Origin of the sequence: Pontibacter aquaedesilientis (assembly GCF_014773225.1) — a bacterium.
Lineage (GTDB): Bacteria > Bacteroidota > Bacteroidia > Cytophagales > Hymenobacteraceae > Pontibacter > Pontibacter aquaedesilientis.
On the sequence record NZ_JACXAJ010000004.1, the window covers coordinates 27,726 to 51,450 of the forward strand.

Annotated in this window: 21 protein-coding genes; 16 read left to right on the forward strand and 5 right to left on the reverse strand. The window is 50.2% G+C overall.

The genetic code is table 11. The features are described 5' to 3' along the window. Positions 1-121: 121 nt before the first annotated feature. The gene (locus H9Q13_RS10240; protein ID WP_191183713.1) at positions 122-1,171 is read left to right on the forward strand and encodes a pseudouridine synthase; all 1,050 of its coding nucleotides are present in this window, start codon (positions 122-124) and stop codon (positions 1,169-1,171) included. 165 nt (positions 1,172-1,336) lie between these two features. Here the strand turns inward: H9Q13_RS10240 and H9Q13_RS10245 are convergent, their stop codons facing one another. The 4 genes from H9Q13_RS10245 to H9Q13_RS10260 all read right to left on the reverse strand — a co-directional run bounded on the left by H9Q13_RS10245 (position 1,337) and on the right by H9Q13_RS10260 (position 5,378). Beyond that, positions 1,337-2,191 (reverse strand): pirin family protein, encoded by an 855-nt coding sequence (locus H9Q13_RS10245; RefSeq protein WP_191183714.1) that lies wholly within the window; start codon positions 2,189-2,191, stop codon positions 1,337-1,339. Positions 2,192-2,387: 196 nt separating this feature from the next. Beyond that, the gene (locus tag H9Q13_RS10250) at positions 2,388-3,068 is read right to left on the reverse strand and encodes a type 1 glutamine amidotransferase domain-containing protein (RefSeq protein ID WP_191183715.1); all 681 of its coding nucleotides are present in this window, start codon (positions 3,066-3,068) and stop codon (positions 2,388-2,390) included. Between the two features lie 69 nt (positions 3,069-3,137). Beyond that, complete coding sequence (gene cysM, locus H9Q13_RS10255) at positions 3,138-4,019, reverse strand: cysteine synthase CysM (protein ID WP_191183716.1); 882 nt, start codon at positions 4,017-4,019, stop codon at positions 3,138-3,140. A 30-nt stretch (positions 4,020-4,049) separates the two neighbouring features. After that, the gene (locus H9Q13_RS10260; RefSeq protein ID WP_191183717.1) at positions 4,050-5,378 is read right to left on the reverse strand and encodes a PQQ-dependent sugar dehydrogenase; all 1,329 of its coding nucleotides are present in this window, start codon (positions 5,376-5,378) and stop codon (positions 4,050-4,052) included. A 111-nt stretch (positions 5,379-5,489) separates the two neighbouring features. On the opposite strand from H9Q13_RS10260, the gene dinB reads away from it, so the two are divergent. After that, complete coding sequence (gene dinB / locus H9Q13_RS10265; RefSeq protein ID WP_317173891.1) at positions 5,490-6,569, forward strand: DNA polymerase IV; 1,080 nt, start codon at positions 5,490-5,492, stop codon at positions 6,567-6,569. Here the strand turns inward: dinB and H9Q13_RS10270 are convergent. Then, positions 6,566-8,197: a tetratricopeptide repeat protein gene (locus tag H9Q13_RS10270; protein WP_191183718.1), complete on the reverse strand. Its 1,632-nt coding sequence runs from the start codon at positions 8,195-8,197 to the stop codon at positions 6,566-6,568. The two genes, dinB and H9Q13_RS10270, sit on opposite strands and share 4 nt — an antisense overlap. A gap of 332 nt (positions 8,198-8,529) precedes the next feature. Between H9Q13_RS10270 and H9Q13_RS10275 the strand changes: the two genes are divergently transcribed. From H9Q13_RS10275 to H9Q13_RS10340, 14 genes are all read left to right on the forward strand, one after another. After that, positions 8,530-11,040, forward strand: coding sequence for a zinc-dependent metalloprotease (locus H9Q13_RS10275; RefSeq protein WP_191183719.1), 2,511 nt, complete (start codon positions 8,530-8,532; stop codon positions 11,038-11,040). A gap of 172 nt (positions 11,041-11,212) precedes the next feature. Then, complete coding sequence (locus H9Q13_RS10280) at positions 11,213-12,826, forward strand: CTP synthase (RefSeq protein WP_191183720.1); 1,614 nt, start codon at positions 11,213-11,215, stop codon at positions 12,824-12,826. A gap of 33 nt (positions 12,827-12,859) precedes the next feature. Continuing rightward, positions 12,860-14,701: a membrane protein insertase YidC gene (yidC, locus tag H9Q13_RS10285; RefSeq protein ID WP_191183721.1), complete on the forward strand. Its 1,842-nt coding sequence runs from the start codon at positions 12,860-12,862 to the stop codon at positions 14,699-14,701. Between the two features lie 101 nt (positions 14,702-14,802). Further along, complete coding sequence (locus tag H9Q13_RS10290; RefSeq protein ID WP_191183722.1) at positions 14,803-15,405, forward strand: hypothetical protein; 603 nt, start codon at positions 14,803-14,805, stop codon at positions 15,403-15,405. Between the two features lie 24 nt (positions 15,406-15,429). After that, positions 15,430-15,927, forward strand: coding sequence for a DUF6438 domain-containing protein (locus tag H9Q13_RS10295; RefSeq protein WP_191183723.1), 498 nt, complete (start codon positions 15,430-15,432; stop codon positions 15,925-15,927). Between the two features lie 299 nt (positions 15,928-16,226). Beyond that, a complete protein-coding gene (locus H9Q13_RS10300; protein ID WP_191183943.1) occupies positions 16,227-16,907 on the forward strand; it encodes a metal-dependent hydrolase in 681 nt (226 codons plus the stop codon). Between the two features lie 7 nt (positions 16,908-16,914). Further along, entirely contained in the window at positions 16,915-17,697 is a 783-nt protein-coding gene (locus H9Q13_RS10305; protein ID WP_191183724.1) for a ParA family protein, read from the forward strand. A 12-nt stretch (positions 17,698-17,709) separates the two neighbouring features. Beyond that, positions 17,710-18,621, forward strand: a complete 912-nt coding sequence (locus H9Q13_RS10310; RefSeq protein WP_191183725.1) for a ParB/RepB/Spo0J family partition protein — start codon at positions 17,710-17,712, stop codon at positions 18,619-18,621. 8 nt (positions 18,622-18,629) lie between these two features. Next, positions 18,630-19,280 carry a DUF5683 domain-containing protein gene (locus tag H9Q13_RS10315; protein WP_224744218.1) on the forward strand — a complete coding sequence of 217 codons (651 nt, stop codon included), beginning with the start codon at positions 18,630-18,632 and terminating at the stop codon, positions 19,278-19,280. Beyond that, on the forward strand, positions 19,277-19,993 hold the full coding sequence (dapB, locus tag H9Q13_RS10320; RefSeq protein WP_191183726.1) for a 4-hydroxy-tetrahydrodipicolinate reductase: 717 nt from the start codon (positions 19,277-19,279) through the stop codon (positions 19,991-19,993). Before H9Q13_RS10315 ends, dapB begins: the two co-directional genes overlap by 4 nt. A gap of 18 nt (positions 19,994-20,011) precedes the next feature. After that, positions 20,012-21,112: a signal peptidase I gene (lepB, locus tag H9Q13_RS10325; protein WP_191183727.1), complete on the forward strand. Its 1,101-nt coding sequence runs from the start codon at positions 20,012-20,014 to the stop codon at positions 21,110-21,112. A gap of 237 nt (positions 21,113-21,349) precedes the next feature. After that, a complete protein-coding gene (locus H9Q13_RS10330) occupies positions 21,350-22,453 on the forward strand; it encodes a ParB N-terminal domain-containing protein (protein WP_191183728.1) in 1,104 nt (367 codons plus the stop codon). A 31-nt stretch (positions 22,454-22,484) separates the two neighbouring features. Continuing rightward, on the forward strand, positions 22,485-23,156 hold the full coding sequence (locus tag H9Q13_RS10335; RefSeq protein ID WP_191183729.1) for a restriction endonuclease: 672 nt from the start codon (positions 22,485-22,487) through the stop codon (positions 23,154-23,156). Positions 23,157-23,341: 185 nt separating this feature from the next. Beyond that, entirely contained in the window at positions 23,342-23,707 is a 366-nt protein-coding gene (locus H9Q13_RS10340; RefSeq protein WP_191183730.1) for a DUF2200 domain-containing protein, read from the forward strand. Positions 23,708-23,725 lie beyond the last annotated feature (18 nt).

The following is a 23,725-nucleotide window of genomic DNA, read 5'->3' on the forward strand; positions in this document are numbered from 1 at the left end:
GCAACATTCGTCATCACGATGGTAGTTAAACCTATATTTTCCCGTAATTTTGCCTTTCAATTTATGAACCGGCGTAAAATGAGGTGCTGGCTTATACCTGACAACCCCACGCCCGAACACCATGGAACCAAAAAGACTTAACAAATACATCAGCGACACGGGCTTTTGCTCCCGCCGCGACGCAGACGAACTCATCGAACAGGGCCGTGTGACGGTGAACGGCAAACTGCCAGCCGATCCGGGCATGAAAGTGACCCCCAAGGACAAGGTGCGCATCGATGATGAAACCCTGCATGTGAAGCAGGAGAAACCGGTATACCTGATCTTCAACAAACCCGCCAACATGTCGGCCACTTCCGATATGTCGGTGCGCGACAACGTGGTGCGGGCCATCAATTTTCCGGCAACACTGGAGCCAACTGCCATGCTGGAGCGTGAGGCGGAAGGAATCATTTTCCTGAGCAACGACGGCGACTTTACGCGTGGCGTGAAACGGGCCGACAACAAGTATGAAAAGGAGTATGTAGTGACGGTCGATAAAATGATTACGGCCGATTTCCTGCACAAGATTAGCGGGGGCGGGGCACCCGTACCGGGCGAGGATCGTGTGAACAACTCCGTTTCAAAGGAGTCGCAAACGCGTTTCCGCATCATCCTGAAGCCGGGCACCGACCACTACCTGAAGCGCATGTGCGAAAGCCTGGGGTATAAAGTAGTGCACCTGCAGCGGGTTCGATTCGGTGAGTTTTCGCTGACCAAGCTACCAGCCGGCCACTGGCGTGTGCTGACCCAACAGGAAGTGAACAGCTTGCTCAGCGTGGCCCCATCTGCCAAGGGACCAAGCCCCAAACGATCCGGCGAAAGCAGCTACGGTAACAGACAAGAAAGACCAGGCCGCCCGGATAGTGCCAGAGGTGGAGCGGGCAGACCTGGAAGTGCAACTTCCAGAAGCGGTGCCGGCAAACCAGGTGGTTTTTCAACGAGAGGGGCGCAGGACGAAAGACAAGGTAAACGGACAGCCCCAAAAAGCGGTGCAGGTGGCCCTGCTAAAAGTGCCCGCGGCGGTTCTTTTAAAGAAGGGCCAAAGCCGGGTGGCAGCAGAAGTGGGGCTCCGAAAAGTGGAGGCAGAAGAAATGACGCCCCCAAAGGAGGCCCGAAGCGCGGAAGATAAGGTATAACAGATCAACTTAATTTAAAAAAAAGCTCTCCCCTGCCATTGCAAGGGAGAGCTTTTTTTATCTATACCTGCCACGGGTACTCGCAGCCCCTTCGGACATGGCAAGACTCCAGGGAACAGCATCAACTCTTATACTCTCTAACGCCTAAACTCCCAAACTCAACTCTCCCACTGCCCCATCTTACCCATCTGGTAATCCTGGAAGGCCTCCCGTATCTCCTGCTCGGTGTTCATCACGAACGGTCCGTGCGAAACGACAGGCTCATGGAATGGTAAGGCATGACCGAAAAGAATATAGGCCGTTTCCAAGGCCTCAACTTTTATTTCCTTGCCTGTGTTCTCAAACTCAACCAGCGAAAGCTTATCGGCCGTTTCACCGTTTACCTTCACGCTGCCACGCACCACATAAAAGAAGATATTGCGCTCAGAAGGTATGTTGTAGACAAATTCACCGCCCTGCTCCATTTCAATGCTGACCATGTTGATGTCGCTCAGATTCTGGATCGGTGCCTGTACCTCGCCCCAGCTGCCGGAGATCACGTTTACCTTCACCAGACCATTATCCAGCTCCACCACCGGTATTTTGTTTTTCTGCAGACCGATGTACTTCGGTGCCGTCATCTTATACCTGGCCGGCAGGTTGAACCATAGCTGCAGGATCTCCAGCGGCCCTCCCTCCTGCTTGAATTTCTCAGAAGAGACCTCAGCATGCATCAGCCCGCTCCCGGCTGTCATCCACTGCACGCCGCCCGCCTCAATGATGTCTTTCCCACCGCCTGTATCCTGGTGCATGATATCGCCTTCCAATATAAAGGTAAGGGTTTCGAAACCGCGATGCGGATGTGGGCCGAACGGCAGCCCACGGTTGCCGGGCTTGTATACCTGCGGTCCGTGATGGTTGAGGAGCAGAAAAGGGTCGATATATTCGACGTCATGTGTAGGTATAGCCCGGTAGGTAATCAGGTCATCTATAGGAGCATAAGTTGCTTGATGTATCTTATTGATCTTTCTCATAATCTTGTTGCTTGCTGCCTGCAATTTAATGTATATACATCAATTAACATCGCAAGGTTAAGCACTTAGGCAGGCAATTAATGTCAAGACAGGACCACTTAACATAAAAATCCCACCAGCAATACTTCTGCTGGTGGGATTTTTACGCTACACTGATATCCTAGTATACGGGTATAAGACAGGATAAGCCATTTGCTTACTTTTTGAGTAGCTTAAGCAATTCTTCTGCGGCAGGCTCCGAGGATGCCGGGTTCTGACCAGTGATCAGAAGGCCATCGGTTACCACATGGGGTTGCCAGTCCCCTCCTTTGCTGTAATGGCCGCCTAATTCTTTCATCCGGTCCTCTATCAGAAAGGGCACCACCTCCGTCAGTTGCACGGCTTCTTCTTCTGAATTGGTAAAGCCGGCCACTTTTTTGCCTTTCACAAGTGGCTCTCCGTCTGCCCCTTTCGCCTGCAACAGCACTGCCGGACCATGGCAAACGGCCGCTACCGGTTTCTGCTGTTTTGTGAAATCCTCTATCAACCGGATAGAATCCTGATCGCTGGCCAGATCCCACAAAGGTCCGTGCCCGCCTGGGTAAAACACAGCGTCATAATCCTCAGCACGCACGTCACTCAGCTTTTTGGTTTTGGAAAGCTTGTGCTGCAAGTCATCGTCCTCATAAAAACGACGGGTAGCCTTGGTCTGGGAGTCCGGCTCCGTACTTTTAGGGTCGATCGGTGGCTGTCCGCCCTTTGGGGAGGCCATGTCGACTTTCACGCCGGCGTCGGCCAAGGTATAGTAAGGTGCTGCAAATTCTTCAATCCAGAAACCGGTCTTCTGGCCGGTGTCTCCCAGTTTATCGTGCGAGGTTAAAACGAATAGTACTTTCATAGTTTATGTGTCTTTATTTACTGAAACGAATAGTATACCTACGTTAACTTGCTGGGCTTCGGCAATGTTTTAACCAAATAGCTCGGAGGAAAGGTAGCGATCGCCTCTGTCGCAGATAATGCAGACCACAACCCCCTCTTCTAATTCATCTATCAATCGGGTGGCTGCTGTAACGGCCCCGCCGCTGCTCATGCCCGCAAACACGCCTTCTTCCCGCGCCAGGCGTCGCGTCATGGCAGTGGCATCGGCTTGCGACACATCGAATATCCGGTCAACCCGCTCCCTTTCGAAAATCTTGGGCAGGTACTCCTGTGGCCAGCGCCGGATGCCCGGAATCTGTGATCCCTCCACGGGTTGCGTACCCACAATCTGCACTGCCGGATTTTGTTCCTTTAGGTAGCGCGACATGCCCATGATCGTACCTGTAGTGCCCATGGAAGAGACAAAATGCGTGATCTCCCCCTGCGTGTCACGCCAAATTTCGGGGCCGGTGGTGCGGTAGTGCGCCATGTAATTGTCGGGGTTTCCAAACTGATTCAATACCAGGTAGCCGCCCTTTGCTTCCTTCTCGCGCACGTAGTCGATGGCTCCTTCCATAGACCCTTCGGCAGGAGTTAGGGTTACCTTCGCTCCAAAAGCTTCCATGGTTTTCACCCGTTCCCGAGTCGCGCTAGCAGGCATCACCAGTTCGATCTCCACCCCAAAGAGGCGGGCGATCATAGCCAGGGCAATACCGGTATTGCCACTTGTCGCTTCGATCAGTTTTATACCTGCCGTCAGCTCTCCCCTGTCCATCGCTCCTTTTATCATGCTGTAAGCAGCCCGGTCTTTCACGCTGCCGCCGGGGTTATTGCCCTCCAGTTTGGCCAGCAGTTTCACATTGGGGTTAGGTGAGATTCGGTTCAGTTCCACCAGCGGGGTATTGCCTATAAAATCAAGCAGAGTCGCCATATTTATAATTTAGATTGTTGAATAACTATTTTATTTTGCCGCACTGATACGCCAGATGGTGTTCCCGGTATCGTCGGCCACCAATAATGCGCCATCGGGTGTCACGGCAACCCCCACCGGCCGGCCATACACTTTGCCATCTTCTTTATCAGCATAAAATCCGGTCAGGAAATCCTCCGGAGGGCCAGTGGGTTTGCCATCCCGGAAGGGCACGAATGCTACCTTATACCCGGAAAGCTCGGAGCGATTCCAGGAGCCATGCTGTCCAATGAAAGCGCCGTTGCTATACCTTCCGGGAAAAGCATCTCCGGTATAGAAAACCAGGCCCAAGGAGGCGGTATGTGCACCGAGCGGTACATCCGGCACGATACTTTTCTGCACCAGATCAGGTCGTTCCCCAGCTTTGCGCGGGTCTTCATGCTGACCAAAGTAAGCATAAGGCCATCCATAAAACCCACCCTCCTGCACACTGGTCAGGTAATCTGGCACGAGATCATCACCCAATTTGTCTCGCTCGTTCACTGCCGTCCAAAGCGTGCTTGTTCCGGGTGCCCAGTCCATACCAACTGGGTTGCGGAGTCCGCTGGCATAGATGCGCTCCCCCGTACCATCGGGGTTAACCTCCAGAATAGCTGCCCGGCGCTCCTCCTCCTTCATGCCATGCTCGCCATGGTCGCTGGCCGAGCCAACCGAAATGTAGATTTTGCTTCCATCCGGACTGGCCAGAAGGTTCCGGGTCCAGTGATTGTTGTAGCCGCCAGCCGGCAAATCAAGCAGCTTCTCCCCTTTTACTGTTATTTTGGTTTGTCCCGCCTGGTAAGGAAAGCGCCATAGGCCATCGGTATTGGCCACGTAAAACATCCCATGGAGCAACAGCATGCCAAAAGGCTGATTTAGGTTATCCAGGAAAACTTCCCGCACATCACGTATACCATCGCCGTTTGTATCGCGCAACAAAGTTATGCGGTTGGCGCTATTCTTCAATTTCATGGATTTGGTGATGCCCACCAGAGATGCGCCCAACCGCTTCCAGAAACCCACTTCGGTATTGGCCTCCGCTACCAGCACATCGCCGTTTGGCAGCACATAGAGCCAGCGGGGATTGTCGAGTCCGTCTGCAAATTTTGTTACCTCGAACCCAGCCGGTGCCTGGGGCTTTTGGTCGTCTTTCCATCCTATCACGTTGCTGAAGTTGTAGACCGATTCGGTGGCGTAAGGAGCAGGCAAGGTTACTTGCAGGTTGGCCGGTGTCTCTATTGTTTTGGGTGGTTGCTCCTGCCCGGCTGGTTGCTGAGAGTTACAGCCAGAGAAGGTAACAGGTATAAGCAAAAGGGATAGGTATAATTTCAGGTGCTGCATTTTTTTATGACTTGTTTGGTAGGTTGAACAGGTATACGGGCCAAAGGTTGTCTTGCTGCTGGTTGCAGTCCCGGAAAGGAAATTTATATTGTATCTTTGTACCTAAACCTTGTGAACTCCTCTATCCGAAAAATCATCCACATCGACATGGACGCCTTCTTTGCCTCCGTGGAGCAGCGCGACAACCCTGAGCTGCGCGGGAAACCCGTGGCGGTGGGCGGCTCTCGGGCAAGAGGTGTCGTGGCAGCGGCCAGCTATGAGGCGCGTAAGTTTGGAGTGCATTCGGCGCTGGCATCCAAAATCGCCGCGCAGCGATGTCCGCAGCTCATCTTCGTAAAGCCCCGCTTTGAGGTATACAGTGCCGTATCACGCCAGATCCGGGAGATATTCCATTCCTATACCGACCTGGTGGAGCCTTTGTCACTGGATGAGGCCTACCTCGATGTGACCGAAAACAAGATTGGGATGCCCTCTGCCACGATCATTGCCAACGAAATAAGGGCCAGGATTCAGGCAGAAACCGGTCTGACGGCCTCTGCCGGCATTTCTTTCAATAAATTCCTGGCCAAGATCGCCTCGGACATGAACAAACCCAACGGTTTCACGCTCATCACCCCGGATAAGGCTGAAGAGTTGGTCGCAGGACTGCTCATCGAGAAGTTTCACGGCATTGGCAAAGTGACGGCTGCCAAAATGCAGCACATGGGCATCCTCACCGGGGCCGACCTACGGGAGCGATCGGAGGAGGAACTGGTGCGCCATTTTGGCAAGACAGGTCGGTACTATTACCGCATTGCCCGCGCACAGGACGACCGGGAGGTGCAGCCGCACCGTATCCGAAAATCCATCGGGTCGGAGCGCACCTTTGAGATAGACCTGACGGAAGAAGAAGTGATGCTGCAAGAGCTCGAAAGACTGTCCAAAGAAGTTGCCCATGACATGGAGCGCCTGCAGGCCACCGCCAAAACGGTTACTGTCAAGATCAAGTACTTTGACTTTACGCAGAACACCCGCAGCAAAACTTTTCTGAGTGAGTTCAAGTCCGCCGACGCCATCTATACCATTGCCCGGGATTTGCTCCGCACGCCACAGCTGCCGCAATATCCTGTGCGCCTCTTAGGTGTCACTGCCTCCAGTCTCCTATACCTGCACGACAAACAAGAGGGCTACCAACTGACCCTGGAGTTCTAGCCGGCTCTTTTCTTGTTCTTCCGGGTGTATTCCCTGGCATGCTGCAGACTTTTCCGGTCACTGTCGGCTTTGGCAGCGGTATTCAGCAGTTTGTCGTAGTAATCCACCGCCTTTTGCTTCTCTTTGGCCATTTCAGCTGCTCTTGCTGCGCCGTATAGGCTGTTATACCTGTTGGGCGATATCTTCAAACTGGCGTTATAGGCCTTTTCGGCTTCGGCAGGCTTCTTAACGAGCAGCAGCATGTCGCCAAGCAACTCCCTTGCCGGCAACACGGCTCCCGGGGTGACCGGGTGCTTGTCCAGGGCATCTTCTTTATCGGCGGCCTCGCGCATGGTAGCCAAGGCTTTTTCCTGATCCCCCTTTTGGAATTGCAGCCAGGCCTCTACCGATTTTTGCTGTGCTTCTACCTGAGCAGCCCAATAGTTATCTCCCTTCTGGGTGAGCGATTCCTGCAGCTTTTTCAGGTCGGCAATTGCTTCCTCAGCCACTGGGACGTTGCCCGATCTGGCAGCGCCTATACCTTTGGCAAAGTGTGTAATGGCTTCCGCACCCGGATATTTGTCCCACGGAAAATTCTCAGGAGCACGCACCGGCAAAGCTGCTGCCGCTTCCCAATTTCCTGTTTCCAGGGAAAGACGGGCCGGTGTAGCAGCCAGAGCATAGGCTGTGGCAAAACTAGGGGCATAGGCCTGCTCCTTTTTCATTTTCGCTATAACTTCCTGCGCTTTTTTGTCCCATCCCTGCTGCAGGTAGCCATAGGCCATATAGTCGAGCGCATGGGCATAATGCATCGACACTTCCTCCCCTGACGACTGCCGGAGCGCTGCTTCCGCCGATCTGATATTCCAGTCCACGGCATCCGGCCATTGCCCCAGGCGGATAAAAATATGGCTCGGCATGTGCAGTGCGTGCGGCACTTCGGGGGCAATGCGGTCATACTCCCTGGCCACCGATATAGCCCGACTGGCCAAGGCAGGGTTGTCGTAGGCATGTATGATATAATGGAAAAGACCTGGATGATCAGGGGCCTTGGCAAGCAGGTTTTCCAGCATTTCGCCCGCCTTTCGATTCTTGGCAAAGGTCTGATCGTTTTTAGGAGCTGTTGCCAGTTGTGAGAGGGCATAGAAGGCCGCCGCCTCTACATCATCCGGGAAGGCTTCATGCACTTCCTTGTAGCCTGCCTCAAAGGCCTTCAATTGGTCGGCATAGCTCCTGTTCTCCCAGTTTTCATAGAATTTAGCGACAGCATTGATATAAGCCTTTTCTCGGGCAGTGAGGTCTTTCTGTTGCGCCGCTTTTTTAATGGCGGCTTGCCCTTTCTGCAAATCGGCGTCAGATGGCCGCTCGCCCCAAAGCGGGTGAATCACACTCATGGCAATGCCCCAATGTGCCATGGCGCAATCCGTTGCAGTCTTGGCTACTGAGGCAAATTCATGCTCGGCCTGCTCATACATCATGTGGTGCATCAGCGCCAGTCCGGTATGAAAGTTTTGTTGGGCTGCAGGGTTGCAGGAAATTGGCAGGTCGACGGTGCCGTGTTTGGTCTTGTGGCCTTGCGCCAGGGTATAATGAAAGGTTGTGAAAGCGATAAAAAAATAGATGAATGGTATAAAACAGGCTGTTTTCATAAGATTGCTGAAGGAAAGGTGAGCCAGGAATATTCAAAGGCAAGGACGCAATGCGTCAATAGAAGCTTAGCGCAGCTTAGTGGAAAGGAAGCAATCGACAGCCCTTCTTTTTTCATAGGCCGTCCCTTTATTTTACTGTTTTAGAAGCGATTGGTTTAGATCATGGGGAACCGACGGCACAAAGCCTCCTGCCTCAGAAATGATTTGTGGGCCCATTAAACCATTTTCTTATTGGCAAGTCTTTGAATTCGGAATCAATTAGTGATTCAGAAAGCATTTATTCCTATTTTTAACAGTACCTTAATTCCAACTAACCTAACCTTTCACTTTTTATGAGTAAAAATGTACGCTATGCCCGGCTGGCTACTTTGCTGCTGGCTGGTGCGCTCATAGCACCACCTTCCTTTGCGCAAAGCAAGGAGAAGAAAAAAAAGAAGGCCAAACAGGAGGCCACCACTACACAGGCCACTCCTGCCGCTGCCCCCAAAAAGGATGACAACGGTGTGAAACCTTACGCCAGCGTCATCACCCCGAATGCCATTACCGACGACGGCCTGTTCAAAGTGCACCGCATCGACGAGAAGTATTTCTATGAGATTCCGGACACGCTGCTGAACCGCGACATGCTCATGGTAAGCCGCATCGCCAAAACGGCCACTAACCTGGGTTATGGTGGGGAGGAACTCAACCGCCAGATGCTGCGCTGGGAAAAGAAAGGAAACCGTATTTTGTTGCGCCTGATCTCTTACCAGAATGTGGCCAGTGACACGCTGGAAATCTATCATTCGGTGCAGAACTCTAACCTGGCGCCGGTCATCCAGGCCTTCGATATCAAAGCCTTCAATAACGGTGCTTCGGTGGTAGAGGTCACTGACTTCTTCTTAAAGGATGTGCCCGCACTTGGTCTGGGCAAGAGACACCGGGAGGAATACAAAGTGAAGCGCCTGGACGACAAGCGTTCCTTTGTTGAAAGCCTGAAGAGCTTCCCGACAAACATTGAGGCCCGTTCGCTCATGACCTACGAGGCCACTGACCCGCCTGCAAACTCTAGCGCCGGCACGATCTCCGTGGAGCTGAATCACTCGATGCTGCTGCTGCCAAAGGTACCGATGCCAGCCCGTAAATTCGATCAGCGCGTGGGTTACTTCACACTCTCTCAAACCGACTACGGCACAGACGAGCAACGCGCCGCCAAGCGCCGCTACATCGTGCGCTGGAAACTGGAGCCGAAAGACAAGGAAGCCTATGCCCGTGGTGAACTGGTAGAGCCGGTTAAACCGATCGTGTATTACATCGACCCGGCCACACCGATGAAATGGCGCCCATTCCTGAAGCAGGGTGTAGAGGATTGGCAGAAAGCATTTGAGGCCGCTGGTTTCAAAAACGCGATCATCGCCAAGGACCCGCCAAGCTTCGAGGAAGATCCTGAGTTCAGCACGGAAGATGCCCGTTACTCGGTGATCCGCTATTTCTCTTCTGAGACGCAAAACGCCTACGGGCCGAACGTGCATGACCCACGTTCCGGCGAAATCCTGGAAAGCCACATTGGCTGGTACCACAACGTGATGAACCTGCTCCGCAACTGGTACTTTGTGCAGACCGCTGCCATTAACCCGGATGCCCGTGGCATTAAGTTCAAAGACGAGGTGATGGGCGAGTTGATCCGTTTTGTGGCTGCGCACGAGGTAGGCCATACCCTGGGTTTGCCGCACAACATGGGTTCCAGCGCTGCCTATCCGGTGGAAAAGCTGCGTGACCCCAAGTTTACGAAGGAAATGGGAACAGCTCCCTCTATCATGGACTATGCCCGTTTCAACTACGTGGCGCAGCCCGAGGACAAGGGTGTGGCGCTTATGCCAGGTATAGGCGTGTACGACAAGTACTCTGTGAAGTGGGGTTACTCCTATTTCCCGGAAACCAACGGTTACGACAACACAGAGAAGTTGTCGAAGTGGATCCGTGAGAAGGAAAACGACCCGATGTACCGTTTCGGTCGTCAGCAGGGCAACCCGGTAGACCCGTCCTCCCAAACCGAGGACTTGGGTGACGACGCCATGCTGGCCAGCAACTACGGCATCCGAAACCTGAAGCGCATTATGCCGCAACTGATCGAGTGGACTTCGGAGGATAATAAGAACTACGATGACCTGCAGGAGATGTACAGCCAGGTGCTCGGGCAGTGGAACCGCTACATGGGTCACGTAACGGCCAACATCGGCGGGGTGTACGAAAACTACAAAACCTACGACCAGAAGGGCGATGTGTATGCTGCCGTGCCGAAAGAGAAGCAGCAACGCGCCATGCAGTTTATCAACGAGCAGGGCTTTGCTACGCCAACCTGGATGCTCGACCAGACCATCCTGCGCAAGATCGAGTCAGCGGGCGCACTGGAGCGCATCCGTACGGCGCAGGTCAACATCCTGAACAATGTGCTGGACCCAAGTCGCATGCAGCGACTGCTGGAGGCGCAGGCTTCGCTTGGCAGCAAAACCTATACCTTGCCCGAGATGATGGCCGATCTGCGTAACGGCGTGTGGTCTGAAGTGGCGAGTGGCAAAACAGTGGACATGTACCGCCGCAACCTGCAGCGAGGCTACCTCGACCGCATGGAGTTCCTGATGAAGGAAGAGCAACGCGCCGTTCCTACCAATATGCGTGCTTTTGCCGGCGTTACGTCCGTAAACCTGTCGCAGTCTGATATCCGTCCGATGGTGCGTGGCGAACTGACTGCCCTGCGCAGCCAGATCAGGACTTCCCTATCGAAGACGTCTGACACCATGACCAAGTATCACCTGCAAGACGCACTGGTGCGCATTGATAACATCCTGGACCCAAAAAGTTAATTTCCTGTTTTTTAAATAGCAAAAGCCCCGGTTATTTTAGCCGGGGCTTTTTATTTATGTTTCTGTTGAATATTAACTAAGATATCCTATGCAATAACAGAACTCATTAGCCGCTTTACCGGAAAATCAAATAATTCCAGTAACTTTGTAGCCCATAAGACTAACTCAACTTATGGCTGCTAAATATATATTTGTTACAGGAGGCGTTACCTCCTCTCTCGGTAAAGGTATCATCTCCGCTTCTCTTGCTAAATTGCTGCAGGCAAGGGGCTTCTCTGTTACAATCCAGAAATTCGACCCTTACATCAACATTGACCCGGGCACGCTCAATCCTTATGAGCATGGCGAATGCTTTGTGACCGAAGACGGCGCAGAGACTGACCTGGACCTGGGACACTACGAACGTTTTCTCAACAAAGCCACTTCGCAGGCTAATAACGTGACCACCGGTCGCATATATTATCATGTGATCACGCAGGAGCGCCAGGGTGCGTACCTGGGCAAAACCGTGCAGGTAGTGCCGCACATTACCGACGAGATCAAGCGCCGCATGCTGCTGCTGGGTGAGTCGGGTGAGTTTGACATCGTGATCACGGAGATCGGTGGATGCGTGGGCGACATTGAGTCCCTGCCATTTATCGAGGCTGTCCGGCAGCTGCGCTGGGAACTGGGCGTGAATGAGACCTGCGTGATTCACCTGACGCTGGTGCCTTACCTGAAAGCCGCCGGCGAACTGAAGACAAAACCTACACAGCATTCGGTACGCGACCTTTCTGAGGCCGGTGTACAGCCGGATATCCTGGTTTGCCGCTCAGAGTACCACATACCTTCCGATCTTCGCAAAAAGATTGCCCTGTTCTGTAACGTAAAGCAAAATTCCGTGATCGAATCCATCGATGCAGAGACGATCTATGATGTGCCCTTGCTTATGCGCAAGGAGAAGTTGGACGAGCGAGTGATCAGTAAACTGAAATTGCCACAGAAAGGCGAGCCTGAGCTGGAAACCTGGAAGGAGTTTTTGGGCCGCCTCAAAAACCCAACGGCCGAAGTGAATATTGGCCTGGTGGGTAAGTATGTGGAGTTGCCTGATGCTTACAAGTCGATTGTAGAATCATTTGTACACGCCGGTGCCGCCAATGAGTGCAAAGTGAACATCAAGTGGTTTCAGTCAGAGAACATCAACAATGAAAACGTAGCCAGCCTGTTACAAGGTATGGACGGCGTGCTGGTAGCCCCTGGCTTTGGTGAGCGGGGTTTCAAAGGCAAGCTGGAGTCCATTCGCTTTGTGCGGGAGGCCGGTATACCTTTCCTGGGCATTTGCCTGGGCATGCAGTGCGCTGCAGTGGAGTTTGCCCGCAACGTGCTGGGTCTGGAGAATGCCGCCTCCACGGAGATGGATCCGGAAACGCCATACCCTATTATCGACCTGATGGAAGACCAGAAAGAAGTAACCCAGAAAGGCGGCACCATGCGACTTGGCGCCTATACCTGTGAACTAAAGAAGGGTTCAAAAGCATTTTCCATATACGGCAAAGCCAAAATATCGGAGCGTCATCGCCACCGCTATGAGTTCAACAATAACTTCCTGGCCGATTTCGAGAAAGCCGGTATGTTGGCCTCCGGCATTAACCCGGATACAGGCCTGGTGGAGGTCATTGAACTGCAGAACCACCCTTGGTTTGTGGCAGCACAGTACCACCCAGAGCTCAAAAGCACGGTTCTGAACCCGCACCCGCTCTTCGTGAAGTTTGTGAAAGCGGCCATGAATTACACAAAATCTAAATAAGCATTAACCAACACACAATTCAATACTTTTTAAATGGATAGAAATCAAGCTATTGGCTTTGGATTGATTGCCGTGCTTCTGCTGGCTTATTCCTTCTTCTTCTCGGGAACGGGTGATGAAGCCAACAAGACCGCCTTCGAACAAACAGCCAAAGTAGAGCAGGTACAGACGGGACCTGCAGCCTTGGCCGAAGATGACTCGCTGGCGCAGGTACGACGCGCCGCAGCACTGGGCGCTTTCAGCGCCGTGGCTACCGGTGAGGCCAGTTCTGCTACCCTCGAGAACGAAAACATGGTAGTGACTTTGAATAGCAAAGGCGGCCAGGTATCGGAAGTTGTGCTCAAGAACTATAAGGATTACAAAGGCGAAACCCTCGTGCTTTTCGACAGCAAGAGCAGCCAGACCGATGTGCAGTTTTCGACCAACGACGGCAAAACCGTTAAACTGTCAGACCTGTATTTCAGGCCATCGGATGTGCAGACCGGGAAAATTGGCGAAGTAGCAACCCAAAGCATTACTTACCGTGCGCAATTAGGCGAAGGCCAGTACATCGACCAGACCTATACCTTGTTCGACAACAGCTTTCAGGTAGGCTACAAGCTTGATTTCAAAGGCCTCAACAACCAGATCAGCGGTGAAAATCTGACCATGATCTGGACAGATAAACTGAAGCAGTTGGAGAAAGACATTGCGCAGAACCGTGCCAAGTCCACTATCAACTATTATACCTCCGACGAAAGCTTCGACTATCTGTCTATTTCGGAAGGAACCGAAACAGAAACCATTTCGGAGCCAATGAAGTGGGTAGCCAACAAGCAGAATTTCTTTACGGCGGGCATCATTTCGAGCAACACCTTTGCTGGCGCTAAGATGGAAGCTGTAACCGATCCGGCTGATTCAGTTGTGGTGAAAACGTTGAGCTCCCAAATCCTGATCCCGACGGCTGATGTGATGAGCGGCAAGGGCGAGTTCACTTACTACTTCGGCCCGAACGACTACAAGATCCTGAAGCACATGGGCAATGAGTTCAACAAGAACCTTGACCTGGGTTGGGGCATCTTCTCCTATGTAAACAAGTGGATCATCATCCCGGCGTTCGACTTCCTGGAGAACTACATCGGCAACTACGGCATCATCATTATGCTACTGGTGCTTTACATTAAGCTGATCCTGTTTCCACTGACTTATAAGTCTTTCCTGTCCATGGCGAAAATGAAGGTGCTCAAACCGGAGATTGACGCCATTAAGGAGCGAAACGATGGCGACATGCAGAAGACGCAGATGGAGACCATGAAGCTATACGGCGAGATGGGCGTAAACCCACTGAGCGGCTGTATTCCGATGGTGCTGCAGATCCCGATCCTGTTTGCGATGTTCAACTTCTTCCCGAACTCGATCGAACTGCGCCAGGAGGCATTCCTGTGGGCAGACGACCTTTCGACTTACGATGTATTCGCCCGTCTGCCGTTCACGATTCCATTCTATGGCGACCACGTGAGTATGTTTACCCTGCTCATGACGGCTTCGACGATTCTGTATACCTGGTCGAACAACCAGATGAATACCATGCAGGGACCGATGAAGATGTATACCTACCTGATGCCGATCATCTTCATGTTCGTGCTGAACTCCTTCCCGGCAGGTCTTTCCTTCTACTACTTCGTGTCCAACATGGTGACATTCGGACAGCAGGCGATCATCCGCAAGTTCGTGGATGAGGGCAAGATCAGAAGAAAGCTGGAGGAGAACAGAGACAAGCGCAAGGAAAAGAAGAAATCCGGCGGCCCATCGTTTACGGAGCGTATGCAGGAGGCCATGCGTGCCGCAGCCGATAAAGAGCAGCAGCGTCGCAATAACCCGAAACTGAAGAAGTAATCCTTCGCTATACCTTACCAAAAGCCCCGAAGCAGTTCGGGGCTTTTTTGTTTGGCTATACTTCGCTGTTCTACGTATAGCCCTATACCTATATTAGAATCATGCGAAAGAATACACTACCCTATCTCCTATTGCCGCTGTCTTTGCTGGCCGTAATGGGAGCAGCCTGCCAACAAAAGGCAGACGACGACAAAACCATTGCCAGCACACACCCCAAGCTGGAAGAGCACCTGCGACGCGACACCGTGCGCATGCCCATTTCCTCGGACGAGAACCCTGACCTGTACCAGCGCTACCGCCTGCGCATGGATGCCTACCAGACCGATGAGGCATTCCGGGTGCAGGAAATCTACCGTGGCCAGATGGCACCACTCAATGAAGCAAGCCACACAGAAGCCACAAAACATCGCACCGCCCTCCAAAAAGGGCTGAAAGAAGGCATTAACTTTGCCGGCCAATATACCATCGTGACGGTAGGATGCGGTACCACCTGCCAGGAGCATTTCGTGGTGGACCGGAAAGACGGCCAAATTATAGACAAGGTGCAAAGCAGCACCGGTGCCCAGTACAGTCCCGACAGCCGTATTTTTATTGTGAACCCACCGGACTCTTCGCTTAATTACATCGATTGTCCATACTGCGAGCCCGAGGCCTATGTACTGGAAGGCGGCAAACTCCGTAAACTTCCCAAAGGAGGTCAATAACACTTTATCCAAAAGGCTGCAGGTATGTTCGAAGAGACTTTTTTCCTGAAAATATGGTTGATTTTGTCCTGCCTTCCGCTGGCTATCGGATGCAGCGCTTCTCAGAACACCAAGCAAAAACAGACCGATGAACCTTACTTATTCTTCCAGAAAACTCCCTGTCTGGGGATTTGTCCATCCTATGAGGCCACTATCCAGGAAGACGGCAGCATACGCTATGTGGGCTGGGAACATGTACCGGTAAAGGATACTGCCTATTTTAAGTTCACACCTGAGGAAATGAAAGAACTCCGGGATGAGGTGGAAAACCTGAATTACCTTTCGCTGCAGCCTGTTTACCTGACAGACTGGAGTGACATGCCCTCCACCATCACTGCTTTTTACAATGAGGGACAGGAGGAAAAGCGCGTGAAACACCAGGAAGGTGGTCCAAAGGAATTGCTCGTTTTCCAGGAAGCGTTGCACAAGCGCCTGATGAGCCTGGCAGAAGAAGAGGCCAGACGCAGACTCCCGAGGCAATAACACGCCTCTAAACAATAAAGCAGTTCCACGGGACGTTAATTAAAAAGATAACCCATCGAAGCAAACAGGCCGGCCGCTCACCAGTAGCAGTCGGCCTGTTTGTTTTTTGCCCCAATTCAGGGCTTTATCGTGTGTTAGTCCTGTTTTTTTAGTACAGGTCAGCATTGTGGATAACCCCTAAAATCGTGGATAAAAATATACCGCGCCGGGCGTGGAACATCCTGCTTTCTGAACAAAAAAATGTATCTTTGTGGAAGTTCTATACCTTAAATGGGCAAACCAACGATATTCTGAAAACGATGGAAATAACGTACTACGGACAGTCCTGCTTCCTTTTCAAGATCGGCGAACACCGCATTCTTTTCGATCCGTTCATCTCTCCCAACGAGCTGGCCTCCCATATTGATGTGGACAGTATCCAGGCAGAGTATATCCTGCTTTCGCATGGTCACCAGGACCACGTGCATGATGCGGAACGCATTGCCAAGAATAATTTCGCCACCATCGTGGCCTCATTTGAGATCGCGAGTTGGTATGAGGACAAAGGGATAGTGAGTACCCACCCCATGAACATCGGCGGTAAGGTAACCCTGCCATTTGGTACTGTGAAGATGGTGAACGCCGTGCATTCGAGCGTGCTGCCGGATGGTACGTATGCAGGCGTTGCAGCCGGATTTGTGGTAGAAACAGAAAACAAGACATTTTACTTTGCCGGCGATACGGCCCTTACCTACGACATGAAGCTGATTCCGGAGCAGTTTGATCTGGATTTTGCCCTGTTGCCGATCGGTGATAACTTCACCATGGACATCCACGATGCCCTGGTGGCGGCTGATTTTGTGCAGGTAGACAAGGTGATCGGCATGCACTACGATACTTTCCCTTACATCCAGATAGATCAGGAGGAGGTAATGGAAGTGGCGCAGATGGCCGGCAAAGAACTAATATTGATGGAGATAGGTCAGACTATAAACCTATAATTTTTAGATGGGAAAGATAATAGCGGTTGCAAATCAAAAGGGTGGCGTAGGCAAGACCACCACAGCCATAAACCTGGCTGCGAGCCTGGCAGCCCTCGAATATAAGACGTTGCTGGTAGACGCAGACCCGCAGGCGAACGCCACATCGGGCCTCGGCTTCGACCCTGCCAGCATCACGACCAGCATTTACGAATGCATGGTGGAGGATGTGAAAATACAAGACATCATCCTGAACTCGCCCAACATTGAGTTTTTGGACCTGATACCGTCGCACATCGACCTGGTGGGCGCGGAGGTGGAGATGATCAACGTGCCAAACCGGGAGGAGAAAATGCGCGAAGCGCTGGCTCCGCTCAAAGAGGTGTACGACTTCATCATCATCGACTGCTCCCCTTCCCTTGGTCTGATCACGGTGAACTCGCTGACGGCGGCAGACTCTGTGGTGATTCCGGTGCAGTGCGAGTATTTCGCTCTGGAGGGTTTGGGCAAGCTCCTGAACACGATCAAAATCATACAGTCGCGCCTGAACACAGAGCTTGCCATCGAAGGGATACTCCTGACGATGTACGACGTGCGCCTGCGTTTGAGCAACCAGGTGGTGGAAGAGGTGAAAACGCACTTCCAGCAGATGGTGTTCGATACCATTATACCTAGAAACGTGAAGTTGAGCGAGTCCCCGAGCTTCGGTATACCTGCCATTCTGCATGATGCAGAAAGCAAGGGTGCTGTCAGCTACCTGAACCTCGCCCGTGAGATTGCAGAGAAGAACAGCGTTGCGCTGGCGAAATAACATTACGAATACATGTCCGACAAAAAATCAGTACCAGCACGCAAAGGTGGCCTCGGCAGAGGCCTGGGCTCTCTTTTGGAGGGTAACAAGTACACCGGTAAAACTGAGTCTTCCACACTTAACGAAGTCAATACCATCGCAGATATAGCCATTGACCACATCCAGACGAACCCCTACCAGCCGCGTACGCACTTTGACCAGACGGCGCTGGAGGAACTGGCTGAGTCTATCCGCATACAGGGCATCATACAGCCTATTACCGTTCGTCAGCTCGACCAGCACACTTACCAGCTGATATCGGGTGAGCGCCGTTACCAGGCCGCCAAAATGGCCGGTCTGACGACCATACCTGCCTACATACGCAAGGCCGACGACCAGCAAATGCTGGAGATGGCCCTGATCGAGAACATTCAGCGCGAAAACCTGAATGCGATCGAAATTGCCCTCTCCTACCAGCGTTTGCTCACAGAGTGTAGCCTGAAGCAGGAGGAACTGGGCGACCGCGTGGGCAAGAAGCGTACGACGGTAACCAATTACCTGCGCCTGCTCAAATTGCCGCCCGATATCCAGATCGCCCTGCGCGACAACGTGATCAGCATGGGCCATGCCCGCGCACTTATCAACATCGACACGATCGAGAAGCAGCTGGAGATCTTTAAGAAGGTAGTGGCAGAGGAACTGTCGGTGCGCAAGGTAGAGGAACTGGTTCGCAATGTGCAGAATGCCGGCAAAAAGCCAGATCCGCAACAAAAACTGGTGTTCAACAAGTATGATGAAGAATTGAAGGGTGTCGAGACGCGCTTGTCATCCCAGTTCGGCACCAAGATTATGGTAAAGGCCAACAACGACGGCAAGGGTGAGATCAAGATTCCGTTTGTGTCGGTGGAGGAACTGAACCGTATACTGGAAATACTTAACTACTAAGGTATAGCATGAGGTTAGCGCCAGGCATTGTGATTTTGTTGATGGGACTGTCATTTCAGTTCCTGTCACTGGAAGCGCACGGACAGGAGATCACCGCTGGACCGGACTCGGTGCTGGTGCTCACCCCTGAAGCAGATACCGTAGCCCAGGAAAAGCAATTCTTCCTGAGCGGGTTCAAAAACCTGGGCCGGCCGGGCCGCGCTGCCCTGTTTTCAGCGGCTATACCCGGACTAGGCCAGGTATACAACGGTGCCTGGTGGAAAGTACCCATCATTTACGCCACTGGTGGCGTGCTGGGCTACTTCATCATCGATAACAACAACAAGTACCAGGACTTTAGGGTGGCTTTGAACGCACGTAACCGCGACTCAAGTGATGTATATGTGAACAGTCTGATTTATGGAATACAGCGCTCTAACGGCACCCAGAACCTGCGTTACAGCCGCGACTTTTATCGCCGTAACCGTGACCTGACCATCATCCTATCTGTCGTGGCCTATACCATGCAGATAGCCGAAGCCTACGTGCATGCGCACCTGCGGGAATTTGATGTGAGTGAAAACCTGACGCTACGCGTGCAACCCGATCTTTTCCGGACACCGGCCAGCAACGGCATGACCCCGGGCCTCACCCTGACTTTATATACCAGAACCAAATGAGAATCCTACTGATAGGCTATGGCAAGATGGGCAAAACCATTGAGCAGATGGCCCTTGCCAAAGGCCACCAGATAGCCGGTACTATTGACCATACCAATGCCGACACACTGAGCAGCTATACCCCTGAGAACACGGACGTAGCCATTGAGTTTACCCATCCGGAAGCTGCTTTCGGCAATATTTCCTATTGCCTGACGCAAGGTATACCGGTTGTTTCTGGTTCCACGGGCTGGCTGGACAGTTATAGCGACGCCGTACAGTTGTGCCTTCAAAATAAGGGCGCTTTCTTCTATGCTTCCAATTATAGTGTGGGCGTTAACTTATTTTTCCATTTTAACGAATATATTGCCAGTAAAATGCAGGCCTATAAGGAGTACCAGGTATCGATCCGCGAGATCCACCACCTCCAGAAGGTCGACAAGCCTAGTGGCACGGGCATCACCACCGCCGAAGGTATACTGGCCAGCTTCCCTGACCTGACAGGCTGGGCGGCTGATGACGATTCGGACAATGCGAAGCTGAATATCATTTCGGAGCGTGAGCCGGATGTGGTGGGAACCCACATCGTGACCTACGAATCGGAAGTGGACAAAATAGAACTGGGCCACATTGCCCACAGCCGGGCCGGATTTGCCGAAGGCGCCTTGATGGCTGCCGAGTGGCTTCAAGGCCGCGAGGGTGTGTACGGCATGAAAGACATGCTCAACCTATAGTAACATAACGCTTTATACATGAAAGTAAAGTTTTGGGAAAAGAAGCCCGCTAACAAGGCCCCTAAAAAGAAAAAGAGCTTTGCACGTGAGTGGGGCGATGCTATCCTGTTTGCCGTTATAGCGGCCAGTTTGATACGTTGGGCTACTTTTGAGGCCTATACCATCCCGACTCCTTCGATGGAGAAGTCGCTGTTGGTGGGCGATTTCCTGTTTGTGAGCAAGCTACACTACGGTCCGCGCACGCCAATCACGCCGCTGCAGGTTCCGCTCACGCACCAGACCATCTGGGGCACCAATATCCCCTCCTATTCCGACGCCATCCAATTGAAGTCTTACCGTCTGCCAGGCTTTTCGGAAGTTCAGCGTAACGACGTGGTGGTGTTTAATTACCCACCGGAAGAGCACCATCCGGCTGATCTGCGCACCAACTACATTAAGCGCTGTATCGGCATCGCCGGCGACTCCATCGAGATCCGCGACATGCAGGTATACATTAACGGAAAACCAGCTGAGAACCCGGGTAAAATGCAGTATAAGTACTTCCTCTCCACAGACCAGCGACTGGCTGAGAAGTTCTTCCTGGAGCGTGACATCACCGATGTGATTCAGTGGCAGGGCGGTTATATCGTGGACACCTCTCCTGAAAAAGCCAAGGAGCTTGCTTCACTTGACTTCATTAAAGAAGCCATGCTGCTGAAAGACGAAGCCGGAAAAGCAGACGCAGAGGTTTTCCCGCATGTGCCAAGTAAGTATGAGTGGAATAAAGACAACTTTGGTCCGCTTTACATCCCGAAAGAGGGTGTGACAGTGGCCATTACCCCGGAAACGCTACCTTTCTATGAGAAAGTGATCACAGGGTATGAGCATAATGAAAACGCCGAGGTGCGTGATGGTAAGCTATACCTGGATGGCGCCGAGGCCACGTCTTATACCTTTAAGCAGGACTACTACTTCATGATGGGTGACAACCGCCACAACTCCCTCGACTCCCGTTACTGGGGCTTCGTACCCGCCGACCACATCGTGGGCAAGGCTGTCCTCATTTGGATGTCCACCGACCCATACGGCGGCTTCCTCGACAAGATCCGATGGAGCCGACTGTTTAAGTCGATTGAGTAAGGTATAGCAGTATAGAAAATGAAACCGCCAGTTCTGAGAGGAGCTGGCGGTTTTTTGTTAGGGAATAATGTTATTAGGTATATAAAATATTTTATATTTGGTATAATGTATGGCGATTTTTATCTTGGTGAATAAAGTTCAATTCAATGCATAGTGCATATAGCTGGAATAATAATTCCTATATGCGAATTGCTAGCAGAAACCTTAACAGGATATTTAAAACATAGAAATTAAAATATGAAATTAGAAAAAGTAACAGTCGCAATTGAAAATTTATTACTTGACCCAAATAATCCAAGATTTGCAGATATTTCAGATGACGTTTTAAATATTGACAAATCAAGGTTCGCCGAGCCTACAATTCAGGCAGCTGCTTACGAAAAAATGACAAATCCAAAGTTTGACGTTATAACTCTAGCAAACTCAATTGCGACAGTTGGTTTTGTCCCCGTTGACAATATCGTGGTTGGCAAACTAAACGATAATCAATATTATGTAATCGAGGGTAATAGAAGAACAACTGCAATTAAATACTTGCTAAAACAACATTCTTTAGGTCAAACAACCTTAAGCAATGACAAAATTGAAAAATTAAAAACGGTAGATATTTTAGTTGTAGATGATTCCGAAAATGCGACAGAATATGTCGGTATGATAATACAAGGTATTAGAAATGTTAGTGGCATTAAAGAATGGGATGCTTTTCAAAAAGCCCAATTTATCAATGATATGATTGACAAAGGAAAACAACCTGGCGAAATTTCAAGAACTATCGGAATGTCTGTAAAAGAAATAAACAGATACTACAAAACTTACAGCGTTATGTTGCAATTCAGAACTGACGAAGAATATGCTGGAAAATGGAAACCAAGTTATTTTAGTCACTTTGATGAAGTTCTTAAAAAACCTGCTCTAAGGACATTTTTTGATTTCAACGATGAAACTTTCAGATTTGATAATATTACTAATCTTAAAAGGTTCTACGAATGGATTGTGCCTGACGAAGAAGGTAAAGCAACAATAAGCGACGCTCATAATGTTAGGCGGTTATCAGAATTAATTCATGATAAAACAGCATTAAACTATCTTGATGACAGAAATTTAGATAAAGCAGTTAATTATATAAATCAAAAATATTTTAATCAAAATAAAATAACAGCTTCTGAATGCCTGAACAAAATAAATTCAGCTATTAGTGCATTTAAAAACATACTTGCGGAAGGCTTGGAGAAAGAACTAAGTGAAGAGGAATTTAGTGAGCTGAAAGCAGGTATAGAGAGTATGAATGAGAACTATAAAAGGGTTGAAACTTTAAAAAATAATGGACATAAATCTGTTTGAAATAATGTTCAGATGTAAAAGGCATACAAAAGTGAACACTGAACAATGCCTAACAGAATATTACAAGACAAAAGGATTTAATATTTTCAAATCTGCTGAATACGCGCAGAGTAACATTTTAAATTTTGTTGAATTTGCAAACCGTAACATTCTAGAGGCCAAAAAAAGTAACACATCTTTTTTGTTTTCAAACGTTACAAAAGACATTGTTGAAGTTAATACCGAATATTACATAATAAAAGAAATTCATAAAAAGTTATTAGCGATGGAATGGAGAGATTTTGAATTTCTCTCATCGACAATCTTAGAATTTTGTTTTGGTGCATTTGACGTTAAAACAAGTCAAGCTTCTTCTGATGGTGGTGTAGATTTTGAAGGAAAATTACCAGTTTATTCAACATTAGCGAAAGACTTGTACGGTATAATTGAAGTTTACGGACAATCAAAAAAATATACTGGTAATGTCGGTATTTATGACATTAAATCTTTTGTAGCTTTTGCAAATAGCAAAAAGAGAAATTATGTTCACCCTGCTCAACTATTTATGTATTTCACTACATCTGATTTTGCAAATAACTCAGTAAAGGAATTAGCTGAAAATGGTTTTATCGGACTTTCTGGTTTTCAACTTGCGACACTAATCTATAAACACAAACAAATATTAACTGACAAATCAGAAATAATAAATGAAATAATTAATTAAAAAAATGCTGATAACACATTTTTTGCGTCAGTCCGACAAAGTAAAGTAATTTCCTTCGTTGGCGCTGCAAAAGGCCAAAAGTATTAGGCCGAACGCAAAGCCTGAATACCGTCATATCTCTATTCATACTACATCCATTAAATTAATAATAATTTTCTTTTCTCCAAGCAACTACTACACCAGCCATGATCACCACCCCCGAGCACAACGAAAGAATAGCGAAAATGACTTTTGCGTCGGTGTATCCGCACTATCTGGCAAAAGTTGAGAAGAAAGGCCGAACAAAAGAAGAACTGCACCAGGTAATCACGTGGCTGACCGGTTTTGACGAAAAGCAACTGCAGGGACTGATGGACGAGAAAGCATCATTCTCCGACTTTTTTTCAAAAGCAAATGTAAATCCGAATGCTCATCTCATAACGGGGGTTATATGTGGCTATCGTATTGAGGAAATCGAAAACCCCTTGACGAAACAGGTGAGGTATTTGGACAAACTGGTGGATGAATTGGCAAAAGGAAAGAAGATGGAGAAAATTCTAAGATCGGTTTAAAACGAGCTAACGACCTAT

Excerpts from the sequence above, each read along its gene's own strand:
- H9Q13_RS10240 (WP_191183713.1), top strand. The coding sequence starts at position 122 with ATGGAACCAAAAAGACTTAACAAATACATCAGCGACACGGGCTTTTGC.
- H9Q13_RS10245 (WP_191183714.1), bottom strand. The coding sequence starts at position 2,191 with ATGAGAAAGATCAATAAGATACATCAAGCAACTTATGCTCCTATAGAT.
- H9Q13_RS10250 (WP_191183715.1), bottom strand. The coding sequence starts at position 3,068 with ATGAAAGTACTATTCGTTTTAACCTCGCACGATAAACTGGGAGACACC.
- cysM (WP_191183716.1), bottom strand. The coding sequence starts at position 4,019 with ATGGCGACTCTGCTTGATTTTATAGGCAATACCCCGCTGGTGGAACTG.
- H9Q13_RS10260 (WP_191183717.1), bottom strand. The coding sequence starts at position 5,378 with ATGCAGCACCTGAAATTATACCTATCCCTTTTGCTTATACCTGTTACC.
- H9Q13_RS10270 (WP_191183718.1), bottom strand. The coding sequence starts at position 8,197 with ATGAAAACAGCCTGTTTTATACCATTCATCTATTTTTTTATCGCTTTC.
- H9Q13_RS10275 (WP_191183719.1), top strand. The coding sequence starts at position 8,530 with ATGAGTAAAAATGTACGCTATGCCCGGCTGGCTACTTTGCTGCTGGCT.
- H9Q13_RS10280 (WP_191183720.1), top strand. The coding sequence starts at position 11,213 with ATGGCTGCTAAATATATATTTGTTACAGGAGGCGTTACCTCCTCTCTC.
- yidC (WP_191183721.1), top strand. The coding sequence starts at position 12,860 with ATGGATAGAAATCAAGCTATTGGCTTTGGATTGATTGCCGTGCTTCTG.
- H9Q13_RS10290 (WP_191183722.1), top strand. The coding sequence starts at position 14,803 with ATGCGAAAGAATACACTACCCTATCTCCTATTGCCGCTGTCTTTGCTG.
- H9Q13_RS10295 (WP_191183723.1), top strand. The coding sequence starts at position 15,430 with ATGTTCGAAGAGACTTTTTTCCTGAAAATATGGTTGATTTTGTCCTGC.
- H9Q13_RS10300 (WP_191183943.1), top strand. The coding sequence starts at position 16,227 with ATGGAAATAACGTACTACGGACAGTCCTGCTTCCTTTTCAAGATCGGC.
- H9Q13_RS10305 (WP_191183724.1), top strand. The coding sequence starts at position 16,915 with ATGGGAAAGATAATAGCGGTTGCAAATCAAAAGGGTGGCGTAGGCAAG.
- H9Q13_RS10310 (WP_191183725.1), top strand. The coding sequence starts at position 17,710 with ATGTCCGACAAAAAATCAGTACCAGCACGCAAAGGTGGCCTCGGCAGA.
- H9Q13_RS10315 (WP_224744218.1), top strand. The coding sequence starts at position 18,630 with ATGAGGTTAGCGCCAGGCATTGTGATTTTGTTGATGGGACTGTCATTT.
- dapB (WP_191183726.1), top strand. The coding sequence starts at position 19,277 with ATGAGAATCCTACTGATAGGCTATGGCAAGATGGGCAAAACCATTGAG.
- lepB (WP_191183727.1), top strand. The coding sequence starts at position 20,012 with ATGAAAGTAAAGTTTTGGGAAAAGAAGCCCGCTAACAAGGCCCCTAAA.
- H9Q13_RS10330 (WP_191183728.1), top strand. The coding sequence starts at position 21,350 with ATGAAATTAGAAAAAGTAACAGTCGCAATTGAAAATTTATTACTTGAC.
- H9Q13_RS10340 (WP_191183730.1), top strand. The coding sequence starts at position 23,342 with ATGATCACCACCCCCGAGCACAACGAAAGAATAGCGAAAATGACTTTT.